Here is a 16,395-nt window from a genome sequence, read left to right as displayed (position 1 = left end):
ACCGGGGCGGCTGGGGACGCGCGGACCCCATCGGAAAGAACAGACATGACAGTTCAAGAGCTGGACCTCGCAGGCATCACGGACTCCGGACTTCGCGCCGACTACCTCGCAAGCTCTCAGCTGTTCCGCAAGATCGGGCGGGGCCGCTACCTGGGTCGCTTCATGTTCCCCCCGGCCAAGCGGCCCTATTTCGACACGTTCTTCTCCTTCGTCTGCTACATCGACGACCTGGCCGACGACATCAATCTCAGCGTCGACGTCAGGGCCCGCCGGCTCGACGAGTGGGAGCGCACGTACATGGCCGTCGCCAAAGGCGAGTCCTTGCCGACGGACAAGCCGCTGTCCCACTCGGAGGAGACGGACGCCGCCCTCGCCCGGGCCCTCGTGCACACCATGCGTACGTGGGATCTGCCCTACCTTCGCGTACCGGAGTTCGTGGACGGTCATCGCAAGACCCTCGCGACCTACGAGTACACGAACGATGAGCATCTCGACGAGTTCATCCAGACGGTGACGCTCCTGCCCGCGATCTGGATCAACCAGATCTTCGAGCCGCTGAACGAGGACGCCGAGGAACTGTGCCGGCACACCATCACGGCCTTCCAGTTGCTGGACTTCGTCTGGGACGTCCGTGAGGACCTGGACCTGGGGCGGCTCTACCTCCCCGTGGAACACCTCACCCGGTTCGGTCTGACCCGTGCGGACCTGAAGCGCCAGATCGGCAGCGGCTACATCAGTGACCCCCTGCGCGAGCTGATCCAGTCCGAGATCGACGTGGCCCGCAAGCACCTGGACGCCGGCCGCTCCTGGCCGCAGACGCTGCACCCGACGTCGCGGATCTTCATGGAGACGGACATCCAGACGCACGACTCGATGTTCCCGGAGCTGGTCAAGGACGACTACGCCTTCTTCAAGAACCCGAAGCGGGGGCTGGACTTCGCGTCGGGCCGCATGATCCCGCGCACGCTCTCGGGCATCGCCCGGGCGCGGAAGGTCAACCAGCGGTCGGCGAAGAGCGGTTACCTGATCCGGCCCCCTTACCAGGGCACCGGCGCATGACACGCAGCGCGATCCTCAGCGGTCTGGGAACCTGGGTCCCTCCGCAGGTGGTCACGAACGACATGCTCGCCGCGGAACTGGAGACGTCCGACGAGTGGATCAGGACCCGTACCGGGATCACCCGGCGGCATGTCGCGTCCGCCGGGATGAGCACCGGTCATCTCGCCACGGAGGCGGCGCGGCGTGCGCTGAAGTCGGCCGGGGCCGATCGCGTCGACGTCGTCGTCGTGGCCACGAGCACTCCGGACCGCCCCTGTCCGGCGACGGCCCCGGCGGTCGCAGCGGCTCTCGGCCTCGTCGGTGCCGGTGCGTTCGACGTGGCCGCGGTGTGCACCGGTTTCGTGTACGGACTGGCCACCGCGGCGGGGTTGATCGGAACCGAAGTGGCAGATTCGGCACTGGTGGTCGGGGCGGACACGTTCTCCACGATCCTCGATCCGGAGGACCGCACCACCCGGGTGATCTTCGGTGACGGCGCTGGCGCCGTAGTGCTGCGCGCCGGTGACCGCCGGCAGAACGGTGCCCTCCTCGGTTTCGACCTGGGCAGCGACGGCACGGGCGTCGACCTCATCACCGTCCCTGCCGGAGGATCGGAACAGCGGCTCAGCGGGGCTAAACCGGCGTCGGCAGACTCGTACTTCCAGATGGACGGCCCTCAGGTCTTCGTCCGAGCCGTCAGACACATGACCGGGTCGGTACGCAAGGTCCTGGACGCCGCCGCGCTGGCCCCTGCGGACATCAGCCACCTGGTTCCCCATCAGGCCAACGTCAGGATTCTCGACACCTGCGCGCGGGAGCTGGGTCTGCCGCCCGAGCGGGTCGTGAAGAACATCGACCGAGTCGGCAACACCGTGGCCGCCTCCATTCCGCTCGCTCTCGCGGCAGGCGCCGCCGACGGACGGATGGAGGCGGGCCAGTCGGTCGTCCTCACCGGCTTCGGCGGCGGTCTGACGTGGGGGTCGACGCTCCTCACCTGGCCCGAGGCCCTCGATGTGGTCGACGAGTGACGACACACGAATGAGAAGAGAACCATGAACACCATCAACGAGAACCTCAAGGCGCTGCTCGACGAGCGGTTTCCCCAGTCCACCGACCTCCTCTTCGACGGCGCGTCCTTCAAGGACGCGGGAATGGATTCGATGGCAGTCGTCGAGTTCATTGTGGAGTTGGAGCGCCAGTTCGGCACCCCGACGCTGAAGGGCAACGAACTCGGAGCGGAGTCGACCCTTGAGGGCGCACGTGAGCTCCTCAAATCGGTGGGCGTGAGCTGATGCCCATGGAGCATCTTCTGACGCTCAACGAGAATCCGCTCCCGCCGCTCGCATCCGTCGCCGCAGAGATCGCTCGCCACATCACCGACATCAACCGGTACCCGGAGTTCTATCCGGAACGACTGAAGGGCATCATCGCGGACTGGCTGGAGCTGCCCACCGACGCAGTGGTGGTGGGATCCGGGTCCGTCGGGGTCGCCCTTCAGGCGTTGCAGGCGAGCGTGCGTCCGGGTGGGGGGCTGGCGTATGCGTGGCGCAACTTCGACGCCTACCCCCTGCTCGCCGAGATGGCCGGCGCCCGGGCGATCGAGGTTCCGCTGCTGCCGGGCGGGCACCAGGATCTCGACGCCCTGGGGAAGGCAGCCGTGGACGCGGACGCGGTGATCGTGTGCAATCCGCACAACCCGACCGGTCGGCTGGTTCCGGCGGACCAGTTGAAGGAGTTCATCGCCCTGGTCCCGGCCGACACCCTGATCGTCCTGGACGAGGCGTACGTCGAGTTCGTCGACTCCGGCGACCGCCCCGACTCGGTGGAGTGGGTACGGGAGTTCCCGAACCTTTTGGTGCTGCGCACGTTCTCGAAGGCCTACGGACTGGCCAATATGCGTGTCGGTTACGGTGTCGCGAACCCGGTGCTCGCACAGCGCATCGGCAGGTACCAGCTTCCGTTTGCCATGGGTTCCCTGCCAGTGGTCGCGGTGGAGACGTCACTGCGTGAGCAGCGGGAGCTTGAAGAGCGCGTCGAGTTCATCGTCCGCGAACGCGACCGGGTCGCCGCGAAGTTGAGCCGTTCCTGGAACGTGCTGCCCAGCCACACGAACTTCCTGTGGTTCGACGAGCCGGAACGGACCGAGGACATCCGCAGGGCGCTGGAGCGGCACGGGGTCCGGGCGCGCTACTTCGAGGGCGAGGGCGTGCGGCTCACCGTCGGAGACACCGATGCCAACAACGCGGTGCTTCAGGCCCTGACCTAGGCGAGCCGAGAAGAAACAAGAGCCGCTGTCGACGGGAAACCCGGTCGACAGCGGCTCTTCATGTCTTCGTTGCGGTTACCAGCCGCCGTCCGGCGCGATCCGGCGCACCCCGGAAAGGGCTGCCTGAAGGACGGTGGGGAACCAAGCCGAGAAACGGTTCTCCCGCTGGAGCTCGGCGAGTTCCTCACTGCTCACGTACCGGAAGTCGTGGACCTCGGCCGGATCCGGCTCAGGTCGCTGCTTCACCACGCCCACGAACAGGTGGTTGTACTCCTTCTCGACGAGGCCCGAGATGTCGTCGGGGTGCTCGTACGTGACCGTCCCGGCCGGCTCGAGCGAGAAGTCGTCGAGTCCGAGTTCCTCGGCGACACGCCGGGCTGCCGCGGCCTCCGCCCGCTCGTCGGGGTACGGGTGCCCGCAGCACGTGTTGGACCAGACACCCGGCGAGTGGTACTTCGACAGGGCCCGCTGCTGGAGCAGCATGCGTCCCTCGGTGTCGAAGAGGAACACCGAGAAGGCCCGGTGCAGTTGTCCGGGCGCCTGGTGCGCCGACAGCTTTTCGGCGACGCCGATCGTACGGCCCTGCTCGTCGACGAGTTCAAGCAGAATCGGATCGGTTGCAGGACCCCGAGGAGTCGTCGTGACGGGCAGCCGGGCCGGGCCTCGCAGCCACAGACCGGGCTTGAGCTGCACCTCGTCGTCGTCGAGCTCAACAGTGGCGCATCGCTGCGCAAGGCCGACCAGCGCTTCCTTGGCCATCAGTCTGGAGAGGTTGTCACCGAGGCAGTAGTGGATTCCACGGCCGAATGAGAGGTGCTTGCGGCCGTGTGCCCCCAGCGTCAGGACCTCAGGGTTCTCGAAGGCCCGTTCGTCCCGGTTGGCCGCGGCGAGCATCAGCAGCACCACGTCACCGCGCTGCATCGTCTGGCCGTGCAGGGTGATCGGCTCGTTGACGACACGCCAGGACGCGTGCGTGGGCGGCTCCAGACGCAGCACCTCGTCCACCACGTCGTCCGCGAGACCGGGGTCGGCGGCGAGACGGTTCAGCGCCTCCGGGTGCTGGGCGAGCAGCACGGCCGCGTTGCCGATGAGGTTGGCGAAGGTGTCGAGGCCGGGGACGATTAGCAGGACGCACACCGCTGCGATCTGGTGAATCGTCAGGCCCTTGATGACGTCTTCCAGCCGGGAGAGCTCGCTGATCAGGTCGGTGCCATCACCGTCCCGACGCTCCTCCAGCACCTTGGTGAAGTACTCCGTACACTGCGCCACCGCGCGCTGGCAAACGATCGCCAGGTCTTCGGGTGGCGCGGCGCCGAGCTCCAGGATCCTCGCTATCTCGGACGACCAGCCGGAGATGAGCTTCTGGTCGTCACGGGGGATGCCCATCATGTCCCCGAGCACGCGCGCGGGGAGTTCCGTGGCCAGCACGTCCATGACGTCGAATCGCTCGGGGACGTCAGTCAGCAGCTCGTCCACCACGGCGGTCACCGACTTGATCAGGTTCTCGACCGCGGTAGGCGTGAACGGCGCGGCCACTAGGCTCCGCAAACGGGTGTGGTCCGACGGATCCAGCAACCGGAAGAGGTTGGCGTCCCAGCCGTCCAGGCCCAGCCCCAGGAAGGGCGGCGGCTCTTCCCCGGGCCCGCCGGCCACCTGGGCGAAGAACTGGGTGTTCCCGAGATCCTTGCCGAGCCGCCGGTCCCGGAGCAGGGACTCCACTTCCTCGTAGCGACTGACCACCCAGGAGTTCAGGGGCCCGGGCAGGAGAGGGTGTTCGTCGCGGAGTTTCGCATAGGCGGGGTAAGGGTTCCGACGGAAGCCCGGATCGGTCGGGTCGAAGAAAAATCCGGCTTCAACAGCAGGATCTAACATCAATTTCTCCCCCATGTTACGCCGCAGGCACGCCTTCCAGGCAACTCGCCCCCGACTCAAGATCACAACCTCAGCGATCGTAGCCTCGATCCAGCGACGCTTAGATAACGGATCAATAACTCATGATCGACGTGCTCACACAAGAAGGTGGCCCCACGGACACGAGTCCGTAGGGCCACCTTTGCGGCGTTCAGCTGATCAGTGGCCGTGACCGTGACCGCTGGTGATCTCGTTGTACTCCTCGGTCCTCGGCTTGGGAATCTGGTTGCCCTCGCCGAAGTACCCCTTGCTGAGCTTGGCTCGCAGCTTCTCGGAGCCCTTCACCTTGCGCTCTATGCCGTTCTCGTCGACCGTCGGGCCGATCTCGGCCGGCGTGTACTGCTCGTGTGCCGTGAGGGTGTGCAGCTGCTGCTGGCTGAGCGGCTCGTGGATCTCGACGAACTCACCGTGCGGCAGGCGCTTGATGATGCCGGTCTCGCGGCCGTGCAGCACCTTGTCGCGCTCGCGGCGCTGGAGACCCAGGCAGATCCGCTTGGTGACGATGAACGCGATGACCGGGCCGACGAAGTAGAAGATCCGGACGAACCAGGTGATCGAGTTGATCGACAGGTGGAAGTAGGTGGCGAACAGGTCGTTGGCACCACCGACCATGGCCACGGAGAACCAGGTGAGCCAGGCGACGCCGAGCGCGGTCCGGGTCGGCGCGTTACGCGGCCGGTCCAGCAGGTGGTGTTCGCGCTTGTCGCCGGTGATCCACGACTCGATGAACGGGTACACGGCGATCACCACGAGCATCAGACCGAAGGCGATCAGCGGGATGAACACACCCAGGTTGAGGGTGTGACCCCAGAGGTCGATCTCCCAGGCCGGCATGACACGGACGAGGCCCTCGGAGAAGCCCATGTACCAGTCGGGCTGGGCGCCGGTGGACACCTGGTCCGGACGGTACGGACCCATGGCCCACACCGGGTTTATCGTGAACAGCGCCGCGATGGCCGCGATGACACCGAAGACCAGGAAGAAGAAGCCTCCGGCCTTGGCCATGTAGACCGGCAGCAGCGGCATGCCGACGACGTTCTTGTTCGTACGGCCGGGGCCCGCGAACTGCGTGTGCTTGTGGTAGAAGACCAGGATCAGGTGGGCCACCACGAGGCCGAGCATGATGCCCGGCAGCAGCAGGATGTGGATGGAGTAGAACCTGGCGATGATGTCGTGGCCCGGGAACTCCCCACCGAACAGGAACATCGAAATGTACGTGCCGATGACCGGAATCGACAAAACCAGCCCTTGACTGATGCGGACACCGGTGCCGGAGAGCAGGTCGTCCGGGAGCGAGTAGCCGGTGAAACCGGTGAACATGCCCAGGACGAACAGCAGGAAGCCGAACAGCCAGTTGATCTCACGCGGCTTGCGGAACGCGCCCGTGAAGAACACGCGCATCATGTGCACGAACATCGCCGCGAGGAAGATCAGCGCGGCCCAGTGGTGGATCTGCCGGATGAGCAGACCGCCACGAACGTCGAAGCTGATCTCCAGGGTCGACGCGAAGGCCTCCGTCATCCGGATGCCCTGCATCGGCACGTACGAGCCGTGGTACACGACCTCGTTCATGCTCGGGTGGAAGAACAGCGTCAGGTACACACCCGTGAGGATGATGATGATGAAGCTGTAGAGGCAGATCTCACCCAGCATGAAGGACCAGTGGTCCGGGAAGATCTTGCGCATGTTGGCCTTGGCCAGGCTGTAGATGCCCAGCCGGCCGTCCGCCCAGTCGGCTACCCGCTCACCCGCGGGCGCCTTGCGCTTTTCGTCAGTCACGGTGCTCATCCGCGCTCCCAGAAACTAGGACCGACGGGCTCTTCGAAGTCGCCGAGCGCCTCGAGGAATCCTTCGTCATTCACACCGATCCGCAGCTGCGGGAGGGCGTGGCCGGCCGGGCCGAAGATGACGCGCGCACCGTCGGAAAGGTCGAAAGTGGACTGGTGGCACGGGCAGAGCACGTGATGCGTCTGCTGCTCGTACAGGCTGATCGGGCAGCCGACATGGGTGCAGATCTTGGAGAACGCCACGATGCCCTGGTGGGACCAGTCGAGTTCGCGCTTGTCCTTGATGTCCTGCGGCTGGAGCCGGACGATCATCAGAGCGGCCTTGGCGATCTCGTTGTTGAACTCGTGGTTGTCCTCTTCCAGGCCTTCCGGCTTGGCGAAGGTCAGCGAACCGACCGCGACGTCCTCGGGACGCAGCGGCTCGTTCGTGTTCATGTTGATGAGCTGCTTACCCCTGCCCCACAGCGTGTGGCGCAGCTTTTCCTCGGGCAGCGGGCCCAGGTCGCGCAGCAGGACCACACCGGAGAGCGGCACCATGGCCAGCGCGCCGAACATCGTGGTGCGGATCAGCTTGCGGCGCCCGATCGCGGACTCCTCGGCGCCGGCCTTGAAGTCGGCCATGACCTTGGCCTTGACCTCGGGCTCGGCCGAGATGGCGTGCCGGTCGTCGGCGACCTCCACGTCGGACATCAGGGTGCGGGCCCAGTGGACCGCGCCCGCGCCGATGCAGAAGAGGGCGAGGCCCAGCGTCACACCCAGCGAGAGGTTCAGCGCGCTCACGTGGCCGAGCGGCCAGACGTACACGATCTTGTCGACCGGGAACGCCACGAAGGAGGCGATGAAGCCGATCGTGGACAGCATGGACAGCGTGAACAGGAGGGCGACCGTGCGCTCGGAGCGCTTGGCGGCCCGCTCGTCGATGTCCTGGATACGCGGCTTGTGGGGCGGCAGCCCCGGGTCCGCGAACGGGTCTTCCGCCACGGCTACCGCGCCGTGCGCGGTGTCCTGCTCGCTCGGCAGGTTCTTCTCTGGAATCTCTTGGCTACTCATGACTTCTTGGCCTTAGCGGTGTGGGCCGCGACCCAGACGGCGACGGCGATCAGCGAACCCAGACCGAAGATCCAGCCGAACAGGCCCTCGCTGACGGGGCCGAGGCCGCCCAGCGCGAAGCCGCCGGGGGTCTCCGTCTCCTCGCCGTTCACCGTCTTGACGTACGCGATGATGTCCTTCTTCTGCTGCTCCGGCAGCGTCGTGTCGGGGAAGGACGGCATGTTCTGCGGGCCGGTCTGCATGGCCTCGTAGAGGTGCTTCGGGCTCACGTCTTCAAGGCTCGGGGCGTACTTGCCGTTAGTGAGGGCACCGCCCTCGCCCGTGAAGTTGTGGCACTGGGCGCAGTTGGTGCGGAACAGGTCGCCACCCTTGGCGATGTCCGCACCCTTGGGGTCGTACTGCTCCTCGGTCGGCGTGATCGGGCCGGCGCCGAGGGAGGCGACGTACGCGGCGAGCTGGTCGATCTCGGCCTGCGAGTAGATCTTCCTCTTCTTCGGCACCTGGGCGCCGGGCTGCTGCGCCGGCATGCGTCCGGTGCCGACCTGGAAGTCCACTGCGGCAGAGCCGACGCCCACCAGGGACGGGCCGTCCGAGCCGCCCTGACCGCCGGTACCGTGGCAGCTGGAGCAGCCGACGGCGTAGAGCTTCTTGCCCTCCTCGATGGCGAGGGACTGGGCTGTTTCATCGGCCTGGGCCTTGCCCGCGGGCGCGAACGCGGCGTACAGCCCCCCGGTGGCCGCCAGCGCGAGGAGTAGTACGACGACCGCCGCCAGCGGATGGCGTCGTCGTGCGGAGAGCTTTTTCACGGATTACCCCGGTGTCAGGATCTTCTGCGTCGATGGAGCTGGATGTGGGCCGGGTTTCGGACCCGACCTACTTGATCATGTAGATCGTGGCGAAGAGGCCGATCCAGACGACATCGACGAAGTGCCAGTAGTAGGACACGACGATGGCGGCGGTTGCCTGCTCGTGGGTGAATCTCTTGGCCGCGTAGGTGCGGCCGAGGACCAGCAGGAAGGCGATGAGTCCGCCCGTCACATGCAGTCCGTGGAAGCCGGTCGTCAGGTAGAACACCGAGCCGTACGGGTCGGACGAGAGCGAGAGGCCCGCGTCCTTCACCAGCTCGCTGTACTCGAGAACCTGGCCTCCGATGAAGATCGCACCCATCACGAACGTGATGATGAACCACGCCCGGAGCTTCTTCACGTCCCCGCGCTCGGCGGCGAAGACGCCGAGCTGGCAGGTGAGGGAGGAGAGCACCAGGATCGTGGTGTTCGTCGCCGAGAACGGGAAGTTCAGGTGTTCGGCCTGCTGCTTCCAGAACTCGGGACCCGTCACCGATCGCAGGGTGAAGTACATCGCGAAGAGGGCCGCGAAGAACATCAGCTCGGAACTCAACCAGATGATGGTTCCGACGCTGGTGAGGTTCGGTCGATTGACCGACGGGTGCGCGAGCCCTTTGTCTACTGTCGTTGCTGTCGCCACGACCGACATTATGTCGGTCGCTTATCCCGCCCTCACTCCCGGGGGTGCCATTCGGTGTGTCCATGCTCTGAGAAGGCGCTGTGACCTGAGCCGAACGGCCCATCGGAGGTACCGTCGAAGGCAGATACGAACCCCTGCTGACCGGCTGTCGGACGGAGTAGCATCCGCGCATCGGTTCCTGATCCAACACCGAGCCTTCGAGGGCTTTCAGATGCATGGAGGAACAATGACCGCCACGGTCCTGGTCTACAGCGACAACGCGAACACCCGTGAACAGGTGCGGCTGGCAGCGGGTCGCAGGCCCGCCGCGGACGTGCCGCCGGTCGAGTTCCTGGAGTGCGCCACGCTGCCGGCCGTCCTCAAGGCGCTGGACGAGGGCGGTGTCGACGTCTGCGTGCTGGACGGCGAGGCGGTGCCCGCGGGCGGCATGGGCGTGTGCCGGCAGATCAAGGACGAGATCTTCAACTGCCCGCCCGTACTGCTGCTGATCGGGCGTCCGCAGGACTCCTGGCTGGCCACCTGGAGCCGCGCCGAGAGCGCTGTGACGCTTCCGGTGGACCCGGTGGAGTTCGCGGACGCCCTGGCGGCGCTGCTGCGTCGCAGGCTCGCCGCCAGGGCGTGACACCGGCGCGGCCCCGGCCATGATCCGCCGGACAGGCCCTGGGCCCCGTCAGACCTCCGGCCGCAGCCTGGCCGCGTCGACGGGGCCTCCGCCGTCCCGGGTGCCGGTGAGCAGGGCGCTGCCCTTGCGCCACTTCTCCCAGGGGACGTTCCAGTCTCCGAAGCCGTTGCCGAACGGGTCCATCGTGTCGCCGTCGCTGTTGACGACCTTGACGATGTCGCCCTCACGGACGGTTTTGAAGAACCACTCGGCGTTGGCCGTGCTCATTCCGGTGCAGCCGTGGCTGACGTTGGCGGAGCCCTGCGAGCCGACCGACCAGGGCGCGGCATGGACGTACTCGCCGCTCCAGGTGACCCGCGTCGCGTAGTAGACGGGCAGGTCGTACGACTCCGCCGAGCCCTCCGCGATACCGACGGTCGTACCGCGCATCCGTACGAAGTACTCCTTGCCCAGTACGACCTTGACGCCGTTGCGGGTGGAGAAGCCCGGTTTGCCCGTGGTCACCGGAATGGTGTTGATCACCTTGCCGTTGCGCAGCACCGTCATCTGGTGCGAGCCGGCGTCCGTGATGGCCTCCAGCCGGTCCCCGGTGGTGAGCCGCAACGGCTTCGTGGGGCCGCCGTAGAGCCGGTCGGCCACCTTGATGCCGTCGAGGGTGCTGCGCACCGTGATCCTGGCGTTGGCGGGCCAGTACTCCTTCGGGCGGAAGTGCAGCTTCTTGTCGTCCACCCAGTGCCAGGCCCCCTGCACCGCGGGCTGGGAGCTCACCTTCAGGGCCCGCTCGACGACGGCTCTGGCCGCCTCGCCCTTGACGGGGACGCTGAGTTCGGCGGTGACGGGCTGTCCGACGCCGTACTTGCCCGCCTTGGGGCCGAAGGTGACCTTCAGGCGCTTCCTCGGGGGGACGGACGTCTCGAAGGTGAGGGTGCGCGCACCGGGCGCGCCGTCCTCGTCCTCGGTGCTGACCTTGACGGTGTAGCGCGCTCCTGCCGCCAGCGGGGCGGTGCTGTGCCAGCGTGAGCCGTCGGCGGAGAGCTCGCCCGCAAGGTAGCGCCCTGCGGTGTCGGAGGCCGTCACGTCGGTGATCCGGCCGTCCTTGTTCCTGGCGGTGATCTCCAGCGGCTTCTCGGGGTCCGCCTTCGCCGTACCCGTGTCCGCGTTGAAGGAGACCTGGTCCGCCGCGTCGTACGGCGCCGCCGAGAGCGGATGGCCGTCACCGGATCCGCCGCACGCCGTCCCGGCCGCCGCGAGGGACGCGATCAGCAGGGAGCAGCTCAAGACCGTCCGGAGTCGAGGAGAGTGGGTCATGATCACACATTAAGAACATTTCGCGTGTACGGCGCGCCGAGAGATGCCAAACGAGGGGCCCGCCCACCTGATGCGCAGGTGAACGGGCCCCTCGGGCGTGTCGCGGGTGCTTCTACTGGTTCTGGTTCTCGCCGCGGTAGTACTCGAAGACCCAGCCGAAGAGGCCGATCAGGAGCAGGGGAACGGAGAAGAACACCAGCCACCAGCCCATGGCGACGCCCAGGAAGGCGAAGGCGCCACCGAGGCCGAGCGCGAGCGGCTGCCAGCTGTGCGGGGAGAAGAAGCCGACATCGCCGGCCTCGTCCGCCACATCGGCCTCTTTGTTGTCCTGAGCCATGGCGTCCACACGCTTGGCCGTGAAGGCCAGGTAGTAGCCGATCATGATGCTCAGGCCGAAGGCCAGGAAGAGCGCCGTGGTTCCGGCCGGCTCCTTCGACCACACGCCATAGACGATCGCCATGGCGAGGATGAAGATGCTCAACCAGATGAACATCTTGCCCTGGATCTTCACTTGCCGACCTCCTTGCCGCCGAACAGCGCGGTGTCCTTCTGTCCGTGGTTCTCGAGCTGTTCGAGAGCGGCGATCTCAGGGTGGTGCAGGTCGAACGCCGGGGATTCGGAACGGATCCGCGGCAGGGTGAGGAAGTTGTGCCGCGGGGGCGGGCAGGAAGTCGCCCACTCCAGCGAACGGCCGTAACCCCACGGGTCGTCGACCTCGATCTTCTTGCCGTACTTCGCGGTCTTCCAGACGTTGTAGAAGAACGGGAGCATCGACAGGCCCAGCAGGAACGAGGCGATCGTGGAGATCGTGTTCAGCAGGGTGAAACCGTCGGCGGCGAGGTAGTCCGCGTAACGACGCGGCATGCCCTCGGCACCGAGCCAGTGCTGCACCAGGAACGTGCCGTGGAAGCCCACGAACAGCGTCCAGAAGGTGATCTTGCCCAGGCGCTCGTCCAGCATCTTGCCGGTGAACTTCGGCCACCAGAAGTGGAATCCGGAGAACATCGCGAAGACCACGGTGCCGAAGATGACGTAGTGGAAGTGCGCGACGACGAAGTACGAGTCGGAGACGTGGAAGTCCATCGGGGGCGAGGCCAGGATGACGCCGGTCAGACCACCGAAGGTGAAGGTGATCAGGAAGCCGACGGCCCAGAGCATCGGGGTCTCGAAGGACAGTGAACCCTTCCACATGGTGCCGATCCAGTTGAAGAACTTCACACCGGTCGGTACCGCGATCAGGAAGGTCATGAACGAGAAGAACGGCAACAGCACGCCGCCCGTGACGTACATGTGGTGCGCCCACACCGTGACCGAAAGGCCGGCGATCGCGATCGTCGCGCCGATAAGACCGATGTAACCGAACATCGGCTTGCGGCTGAAGACCGGGATCACCTCGGAAATGATTCCGAAGAACGGCAGCGCGATGATGTACACCTCCGGGTGTCCGAAGAACCAGAAGAGGTGCTGCCACAGCAGCGATCCGCCGTTGGCCGCGTCGAAGACGTGCGCACCGAATTTACGGTCCGCCTCCAGCGCGAAGAGAGCCGCCGCGAGCACCGGGAAGGCGAGCAGGACCAGAACACCGGTCAGCAGCACGTTCCAGGTGAAGATCGGCATGCGGAACATCGTCATGCCGGGTGCGCGCATGCAGATGATCGTGGTGATGAAGTTGACCGAGCCGAGGATCGTGCCGAAGCCGGAGAAGGCCAGACCCATGATCCACATGTCGGCGCCGACACCCGGTGAGCGGACGGCGTCCGACAGCGGGGCGTAGGCGAACCAGCCGAAGTCCGCCGCACCCTGGGGGGTGAGGAAGCCGGCCACCGCGATGATCGAGCCGAAGAGGTACAGCCAGTACGCGAACATGTTCAGCCGCGGGAACGCCACGTCGGGCGCGCCGATCTGCAGCGGCATGATCCAGTTGGCGAATCCGGCGAACAACGGCGTCGCGAACATCAGCAGCATGATCGTGCCGTGCATCGTGAACGCCTGGTTGAACTGCTCGTTCGACATGATCTGCGTGCCGGGACGGGCGAGTTCGGCGCGCATGAAGAGCGCCATCAGGCCGCCGACGCAGAAGAACACGAAGGACGTGATCAGGTAGAGCGAGCCGATCGTCTTGTGGTCAGTGGTGGTCAGCCACTTGATGACGACATTTCCCGGCTGCTTGCGCCGTACCGGCAGTTGGTTCTCGTAGTACGAGCCGTCTGCCGCCGCGGCACCCTTGGGTTCGTTGAGGATGCTCACAGTTTGTTCGTCTCCGCATTCCTGGCCGGGTCGGTCTGCTCGATACCGGACGGGATGTAGCCGGTCTGGCCCTTCTCCGCCAGCTCCTTGAGGTGCTGCTGGTACCGCTCCGGGGAGACGACCTTCACGTTGAAGAGCATCCGGGAGTGGTCGACACCGCAGAGCTCGGCACACTTGCCCATGAAGGTGCCCTCACGCGTGGGGGTCACCTCGAAGGCGTTGGTGTGGCCCGGGATGACGTCCTGCTTCATCAGGAACGGCACCACCCAGAAGGAGTGGATGACGTCGCGCGAAGTCAGGATGAAGCGGACCTTCTCGCCCTTCGGCAGCCACAGGGTCGGACCCGGGTTGCCGTTCTGCGGGTTCCGCTCGCCCGGGGTGCCGACCGCGTAGACGCCTTCGGCGCCCGCGGGGAACTGCTTGGTGTAGCTGTCCGGGATGGCGTCGAGCTCCTTGGGGAGCTTCACGCCCGTGGCGGCGTCGCCGTCCACGTTCTCCACATAGTTGAATCCCCAGCTCCACTGGAAGCCGACCACGTTGATGGTGTGGGCCGGCTTGTCCTCGAGCGCGAGGAGCTTCGACTCGTCGCGCGCGGTGAAGTAGAAGAGGACCGAGACGATGATGAGCGGAACCACGGTGTACAGCGCCTCGATGGGCATGTTGTACCGGGTCTGCGGAGGTACTTCGACCTTGGTGCGGCTACGCCGGTGGAAGATGACGCTCCACAGGATCAGACCCCACACCAGGACGCCCGTGATGAGCGCTGCCGCCCACGAGCCCTGCCAGAGGGAGAGAATCCTGGGAGCCTCTTCGGTGACCGGGGTAGGCATCCCGAGGCGGGGGAAGTCTTCCCATGTGTACGAGCAACCAGAGGCGGTCGCCAGGACCACGCCCGCGGTCAGCACCTGGAGCAGCTTCCGCCGCATCGGGCGCCGCGACGAGCGGTCGGAGCCGTTGGGACTCACGTAGCGCCTTCCCGAGAGTCTCGCCCGCGCGGTTGGTTGCGGCCGTCTCGCTGGTCGGTCGCCGGCCCTGACGCGGGCAGGGGTTTGGATGTTTATGCGGACCAAACCCTACTGGACGCTATTTGAGGTCGCGCGGGGAGGGTGCCCAACGCGCCGCACCCCTCCCCGAAGGGGTGGCTTCCCAGTGGAATCCCGGCCTCCGCGCACCATCTGACCGGCCATCCGGCCCGGCGTCCGCCCGGCTGCCGTCGCCCCCTCCCTGGTGGCGGGGCGCGGGCGGGCGGGGGCGGGGATTAGCGTGGCGGTGTGCCCTACTTCGACGCCGCGTCCTCCGCCCCGCTGCACCCCGTCGCCCGGCAGGCCCTGCTCGCCTCGCTCGACGAGGGGTGGGCCGACCCGTCCCGCCTCTACCGCGAGGGGCGGCGCGCCAGACTGCTGCTCGACGCGGCGCGGGAGGCGGCCTCAGAGGCCGTGGGCTGCCGCCCCGACGAGCTGGTATTCACCTCTTCCGGCACCCGCGCGGTCCACACCGGTATCTCCGGCGCGCTCGCCGCGCGTCGGCGCGTCGGCCGCCATCTGGTCGTCTCCGCCGTCGAGCACTCCTCGGTGCTCCACTCGGCCACCGAGCACGAGGCCGCGGGCGGTACGACGACGCAGGTCGCGGTGGACCGGGCGGGCCGGGTGGACCCCGGAGCGTACGCGCGGGCACTGCGCGAGGACACCGCCCTGGCCTGCCTGCAGTCCGCCAACCACGAGGTCGGCACCGAGCAGCCGGTGGCCGAAATCGCACAGGAGTGCCGGGCGGTGGGTGTGCCGCTGCTGGTGGACGCGGCGCAGTCGCTGGGGTGGGGACCGGTGGAAGGGGACTGGTCGCTGCTCACCGCGAGTGCGCACAAATGGGGCGGACCGGCAGGGGTCGGGCTGCTGGTGGTCCGCAAGGGCGTGCGGTTCGCCGCCCAAGGGCCCGCCGACGAGCGGGAGTCCGGGCGGGCGGCCGGTTTCGAGAACCTGCCCGCGATCGTGGCGGCGGCCGCCTCACTGCGGGCCGTACGGGCGGAGGCGGCGGGCGAGGCGGTGCGGCTGCGGGCGCTGGTGGACCGGATCAGGTCCGGGGTGGCCGGGGCCGTACCGGATGTGGAGGTGGTCGGCGATCCGGTGCGGCGGCTGCCGCACGTGGTCACCTTCTCGTGCCTGTACGTCGACGGGGAGACGCTGCTGCACGAGCTGGACCGGGCAGGTTTCTCCGTATCGTCCGGTTCGTCCTGCACGAGCAGCACGCTCACGCCCAGCCATGTGCTGCGGGCGATGGGAGTGCTGACGGAGGGCAACGTCCGGGTCTCGCTCCCGCCGGGGACGGCGGCGCAGGACGTGGACCGCTTCCTGGAGGTGCTGCCGGGGACCGTGGCGGCGGTGCGGGAGCGGCTGGGCGCGCCGGCCGCGTCTTCCCCCGCCGGGCCGTCCGACGCGCCGTCGCTCGTCGTGGACTCGCTGGGCAAGCGGTGTCCGATCCCGGTGATCGAGCTGGCCAAGGTGATCGGCGATGTGCCGGTCGGCGGGACGGTGACGGTGCTGTCGGACGACGAGGCCGCGCGGCTGGACATTCCGGCGTGGTGCGGGATGCGGGGGCAGGAGTACGTGGGCGAACGCCCGGCGGAGCGGGGCGTGGCGTACGTGGTGCGGCGGCTGAGCTGACACGGCGGCGGGTGCGGTGCGGTG

15 protein-coding genes and 1 pseudogene are annotated in these 16,395 nt (G+C 67.0%); 6 read left to right on the top strand and 10 right to left on the bottom strand.

Translation table 11 applies throughout. The features are described 5' to 3' along the window. Positions 1-45 precede the first annotated feature (45 nt). Genes J7E91_RS09765 through J7E91_RS09750 form a run of 4 tightly spaced genes read left to right on the top strand, consistent with a single transcriptional unit; the run spans position 46 to position 3,304 of the window. A complete protein-coding gene (locus J7E91_RS09765) occupies positions 46-1,059 on the top strand; it encodes a squalene/phytoene synthase family protein (RefSeq protein WP_214900915.1) in 1,014 nt (337 codons plus the stop codon). Then, on the top strand, positions 1,056-2,066 hold the full coding sequence (locus tag J7E91_RS09760) for a beta-ketoacyl-ACP synthase III (RefSeq protein ID WP_214900913.1): 1,011 nt from the start codon (positions 1,056-1,058) through the stop codon (positions 2,064-2,066). The genes J7E91_RS09765 and J7E91_RS09760 overlap by 4 nt, the downstream gene beginning before the upstream one ends. Positions 2,067-2,090: 24 nt before the next feature. Further along, entirely contained in the window at positions 2,091-2,330 is a 240-nt protein-coding gene (locus J7E91_RS09755; protein WP_214900911.1) for an acyl carrier protein, read from the top strand. 5 nt (positions 2,331-2,335) lie between these two features. Then, positions 2,336-3,304: an aminotransferase class I/II-fold pyridoxal phosphate-dependent enzyme gene (locus J7E91_RS09750; RefSeq protein WP_214900909.1), complete on the top strand. Its 969-nt coding sequence runs from the start codon at positions 2,336-2,338 to the stop codon at positions 3,302-3,304. A gap of 75 nt (positions 3,305-3,379) precedes the next feature. On the opposite strand, the gene idi is transcribed toward J7E91_RS09750, so the two are convergent. From idi to J7E91_RS09725, 6 genes and pseudogenes are all read right to left on the bottom strand, one after another. Beyond that, on the bottom strand, positions 3,380-3,979 hold the full coding sequence (idi, locus tag J7E91_RS09745) for an isopentenyl-diphosphate Delta-isomerase (RefSeq protein WP_374224661.1): 600 nt from the start codon (positions 3,977-3,979) through the stop codon (positions 3,380-3,382). Positions 3,980-4,009: 30 nt separating this feature from the next. Further along, positions 4,010-4,690, bottom strand: a pseudogene (locus tag J7E91_RS35820) (cytochrome P450); the annotation flags it as partial. A 684-nt stretch (positions 4,691-5,374) separates the two neighbouring features. Next, a complete protein-coding gene (locus tag J7E91_RS09740; protein ID WP_214900907.1) occupies positions 5,375-7,003 on the bottom strand; it encodes a ubiquinol-cytochrome c reductase cytochrome b subunit in 1,629 nt (542 codons plus the stop codon). Then, positions 7,000-8,052: a ubiquinol-cytochrome c reductase iron-sulfur subunit gene (locus J7E91_RS09735; RefSeq protein ID WP_214900905.1), complete on the bottom strand. Its 1,053-nt coding sequence runs from the start codon at positions 8,050-8,052 to the stop codon at positions 7,000-7,002. The genes J7E91_RS09740 and J7E91_RS09735 overlap by 4 nt, the downstream gene beginning before the upstream one ends. After that, positions 8,049-8,858 (bottom strand): c-type cytochrome, encoded by an 810-nt coding sequence (locus tag J7E91_RS09730; protein WP_214900902.1) that lies wholly within the window; start codon positions 8,856-8,858, stop codon positions 8,049-8,051. The genes J7E91_RS09735 and J7E91_RS09730 overlap by 4 nt, the downstream gene beginning before the upstream one ends. Before the next feature lie 67 nt (positions 8,859-8,925). Further along, complete coding sequence (locus J7E91_RS09725; RefSeq protein WP_214900900.1) at positions 8,926-9,546, bottom strand: heme-copper oxidase subunit III; 621 nt, start codon at positions 9,544-9,546, stop codon at positions 8,926-8,928. Positions 9,547-9,763: 217 nt separating this feature from the next. On the opposite strand from J7E91_RS09725, the gene J7E91_RS09720 reads away from it, so the two are divergent. Then, a complete protein-coding gene (locus J7E91_RS09720) occupies positions 9,764-10,159 on the top strand; it encodes a hypothetical protein (RefSeq protein WP_214900898.1) in 396 nt (131 codons plus the stop codon). A gap of 48 nt (positions 10,160-10,207) precedes the next feature. Here the strand turns inward: J7E91_RS09720 and J7E91_RS09715 are convergent, their stop codons facing one another. The 4 genes from J7E91_RS09715 to coxB form a co-directional block, all read right to left on the bottom strand. Beyond that, the gene (locus J7E91_RS09715) at positions 10,208-11,467 is read right to left on the bottom strand and encodes an Ig-like domain-containing protein (protein WP_214900897.1); all 1,260 of its coding nucleotides are present in this window, start codon (positions 11,465-11,467) and stop codon (positions 10,208-10,210) included. A gap of 112 nt (positions 11,468-11,579) precedes the next feature. Beyond that, entirely contained in the window at positions 11,580-11,978 is a 399-nt protein-coding gene (locus tag J7E91_RS09710) for a cytochrome c oxidase subunit 4 (RefSeq protein ID WP_214900896.1), read from the bottom strand. Next, complete coding sequence (gene ctaD, locus J7E91_RS09705; RefSeq protein ID WP_214900895.1) at positions 11,975-13,714, bottom strand: cytochrome c oxidase subunit I; 1,740 nt, start codon at positions 13,712-13,714, stop codon at positions 11,975-11,977. Before ctaD ends, J7E91_RS09710 begins: the two co-directional genes overlap by 4 nt. Continuing rightward, a complete protein-coding gene (gene coxB, locus J7E91_RS09700) occupies positions 13,711-14,679 on the bottom strand; it encodes a cytochrome c oxidase subunit II (protein WP_214900894.1) in 969 nt (322 codons plus the stop codon). Before coxB ends, ctaD begins: the two co-directional genes overlap by 4 nt. A gap of 306 nt (positions 14,680-14,985) precedes the next feature. Here coxB and J7E91_RS09695 point away from each other — a divergent pair, with 306 nt between their 5' ends. Beyond that, positions 14,986-16,371, top strand: a complete 1,386-nt coding sequence (locus tag J7E91_RS09695) for a cysteine desulfurase/sulfurtransferase TusA family protein (RefSeq protein WP_214900893.1) — start codon at positions 14,986-14,988, stop codon at positions 16,369-16,371. The last annotated feature ends 24 nt before the right edge of the window (positions 16,372-16,395 follow it).

Source organism: Streptomyces sp. ISL-99 (assembly GCF_018614005.1).
GTDB lineage: Bacteria > Actinomycetota > Actinomycetes > Streptomycetales > Streptomycetaceae > Streptomyces > Streptomyces flavidovirens.
Note: the sequence above shows the minus strand (reverse complement) of the source record. Positions and strands in the feature narration are given on the sequence as shown.

Coding starts and splice junctions, on each gene's coding strand:
- J7E91_RS09720 (WP_214900898.1), top strand. CDS start 9,764: ATGACCGCCACGGTCCTGGTCTACAGCGACAACGCGAACACCCGTGAA.
- J7E91_RS09765 (WP_214900915.1), top strand. CDS start 46: ATGACAGTTCAAGAGCTGGACCTCGCAGGCATCACGGACTCCGGACTT.
- J7E91_RS09760 (WP_214900913.1), top strand. CDS start 1,056: ATGACACGCAGCGCGATCCTCAGCGGTCTGGGAACCTGGGTCCCTCCG.
- J7E91_RS09755 (WP_214900911.1), top strand. CDS start 2,091: ATGAACACCATCAACGAGAACCTCAAGGCGCTGCTCGACGAGCGGTTT.
- J7E91_RS09750 (WP_214900909.1), top strand. CDS start 2,336: ATGGAGCATCTTCTGACGCTCAACGAGAATCCGCTCCCGCCGCTCGCA.
- J7E91_RS09735 (WP_214900905.1), bottom strand. CDS start 8,052: ATGAGTAGCCAAGAGATTCCAGAGAAGAACCTGCCGAGCGAGCAGGAC.
- J7E91_RS09740 (WP_214900907.1), bottom strand. CDS start 7,003: ATGAGCACCGTGACTGACGAAAAGCGCAAGGCGCCCGCGGGTGAGCGG.
- J7E91_RS09715 (WP_214900897.1), bottom strand. CDS start 11,467: ATGACCCACTCTCCTCGACTCCGGACGGTCTTGAGCTGCTCCCTGCTG.
- J7E91_RS09725 (WP_214900900.1), bottom strand. CDS start 9,546: ATGTCGGTCGTGGCGACAGCAACGACAGTAGACAAAGGGCTCGCGCAC.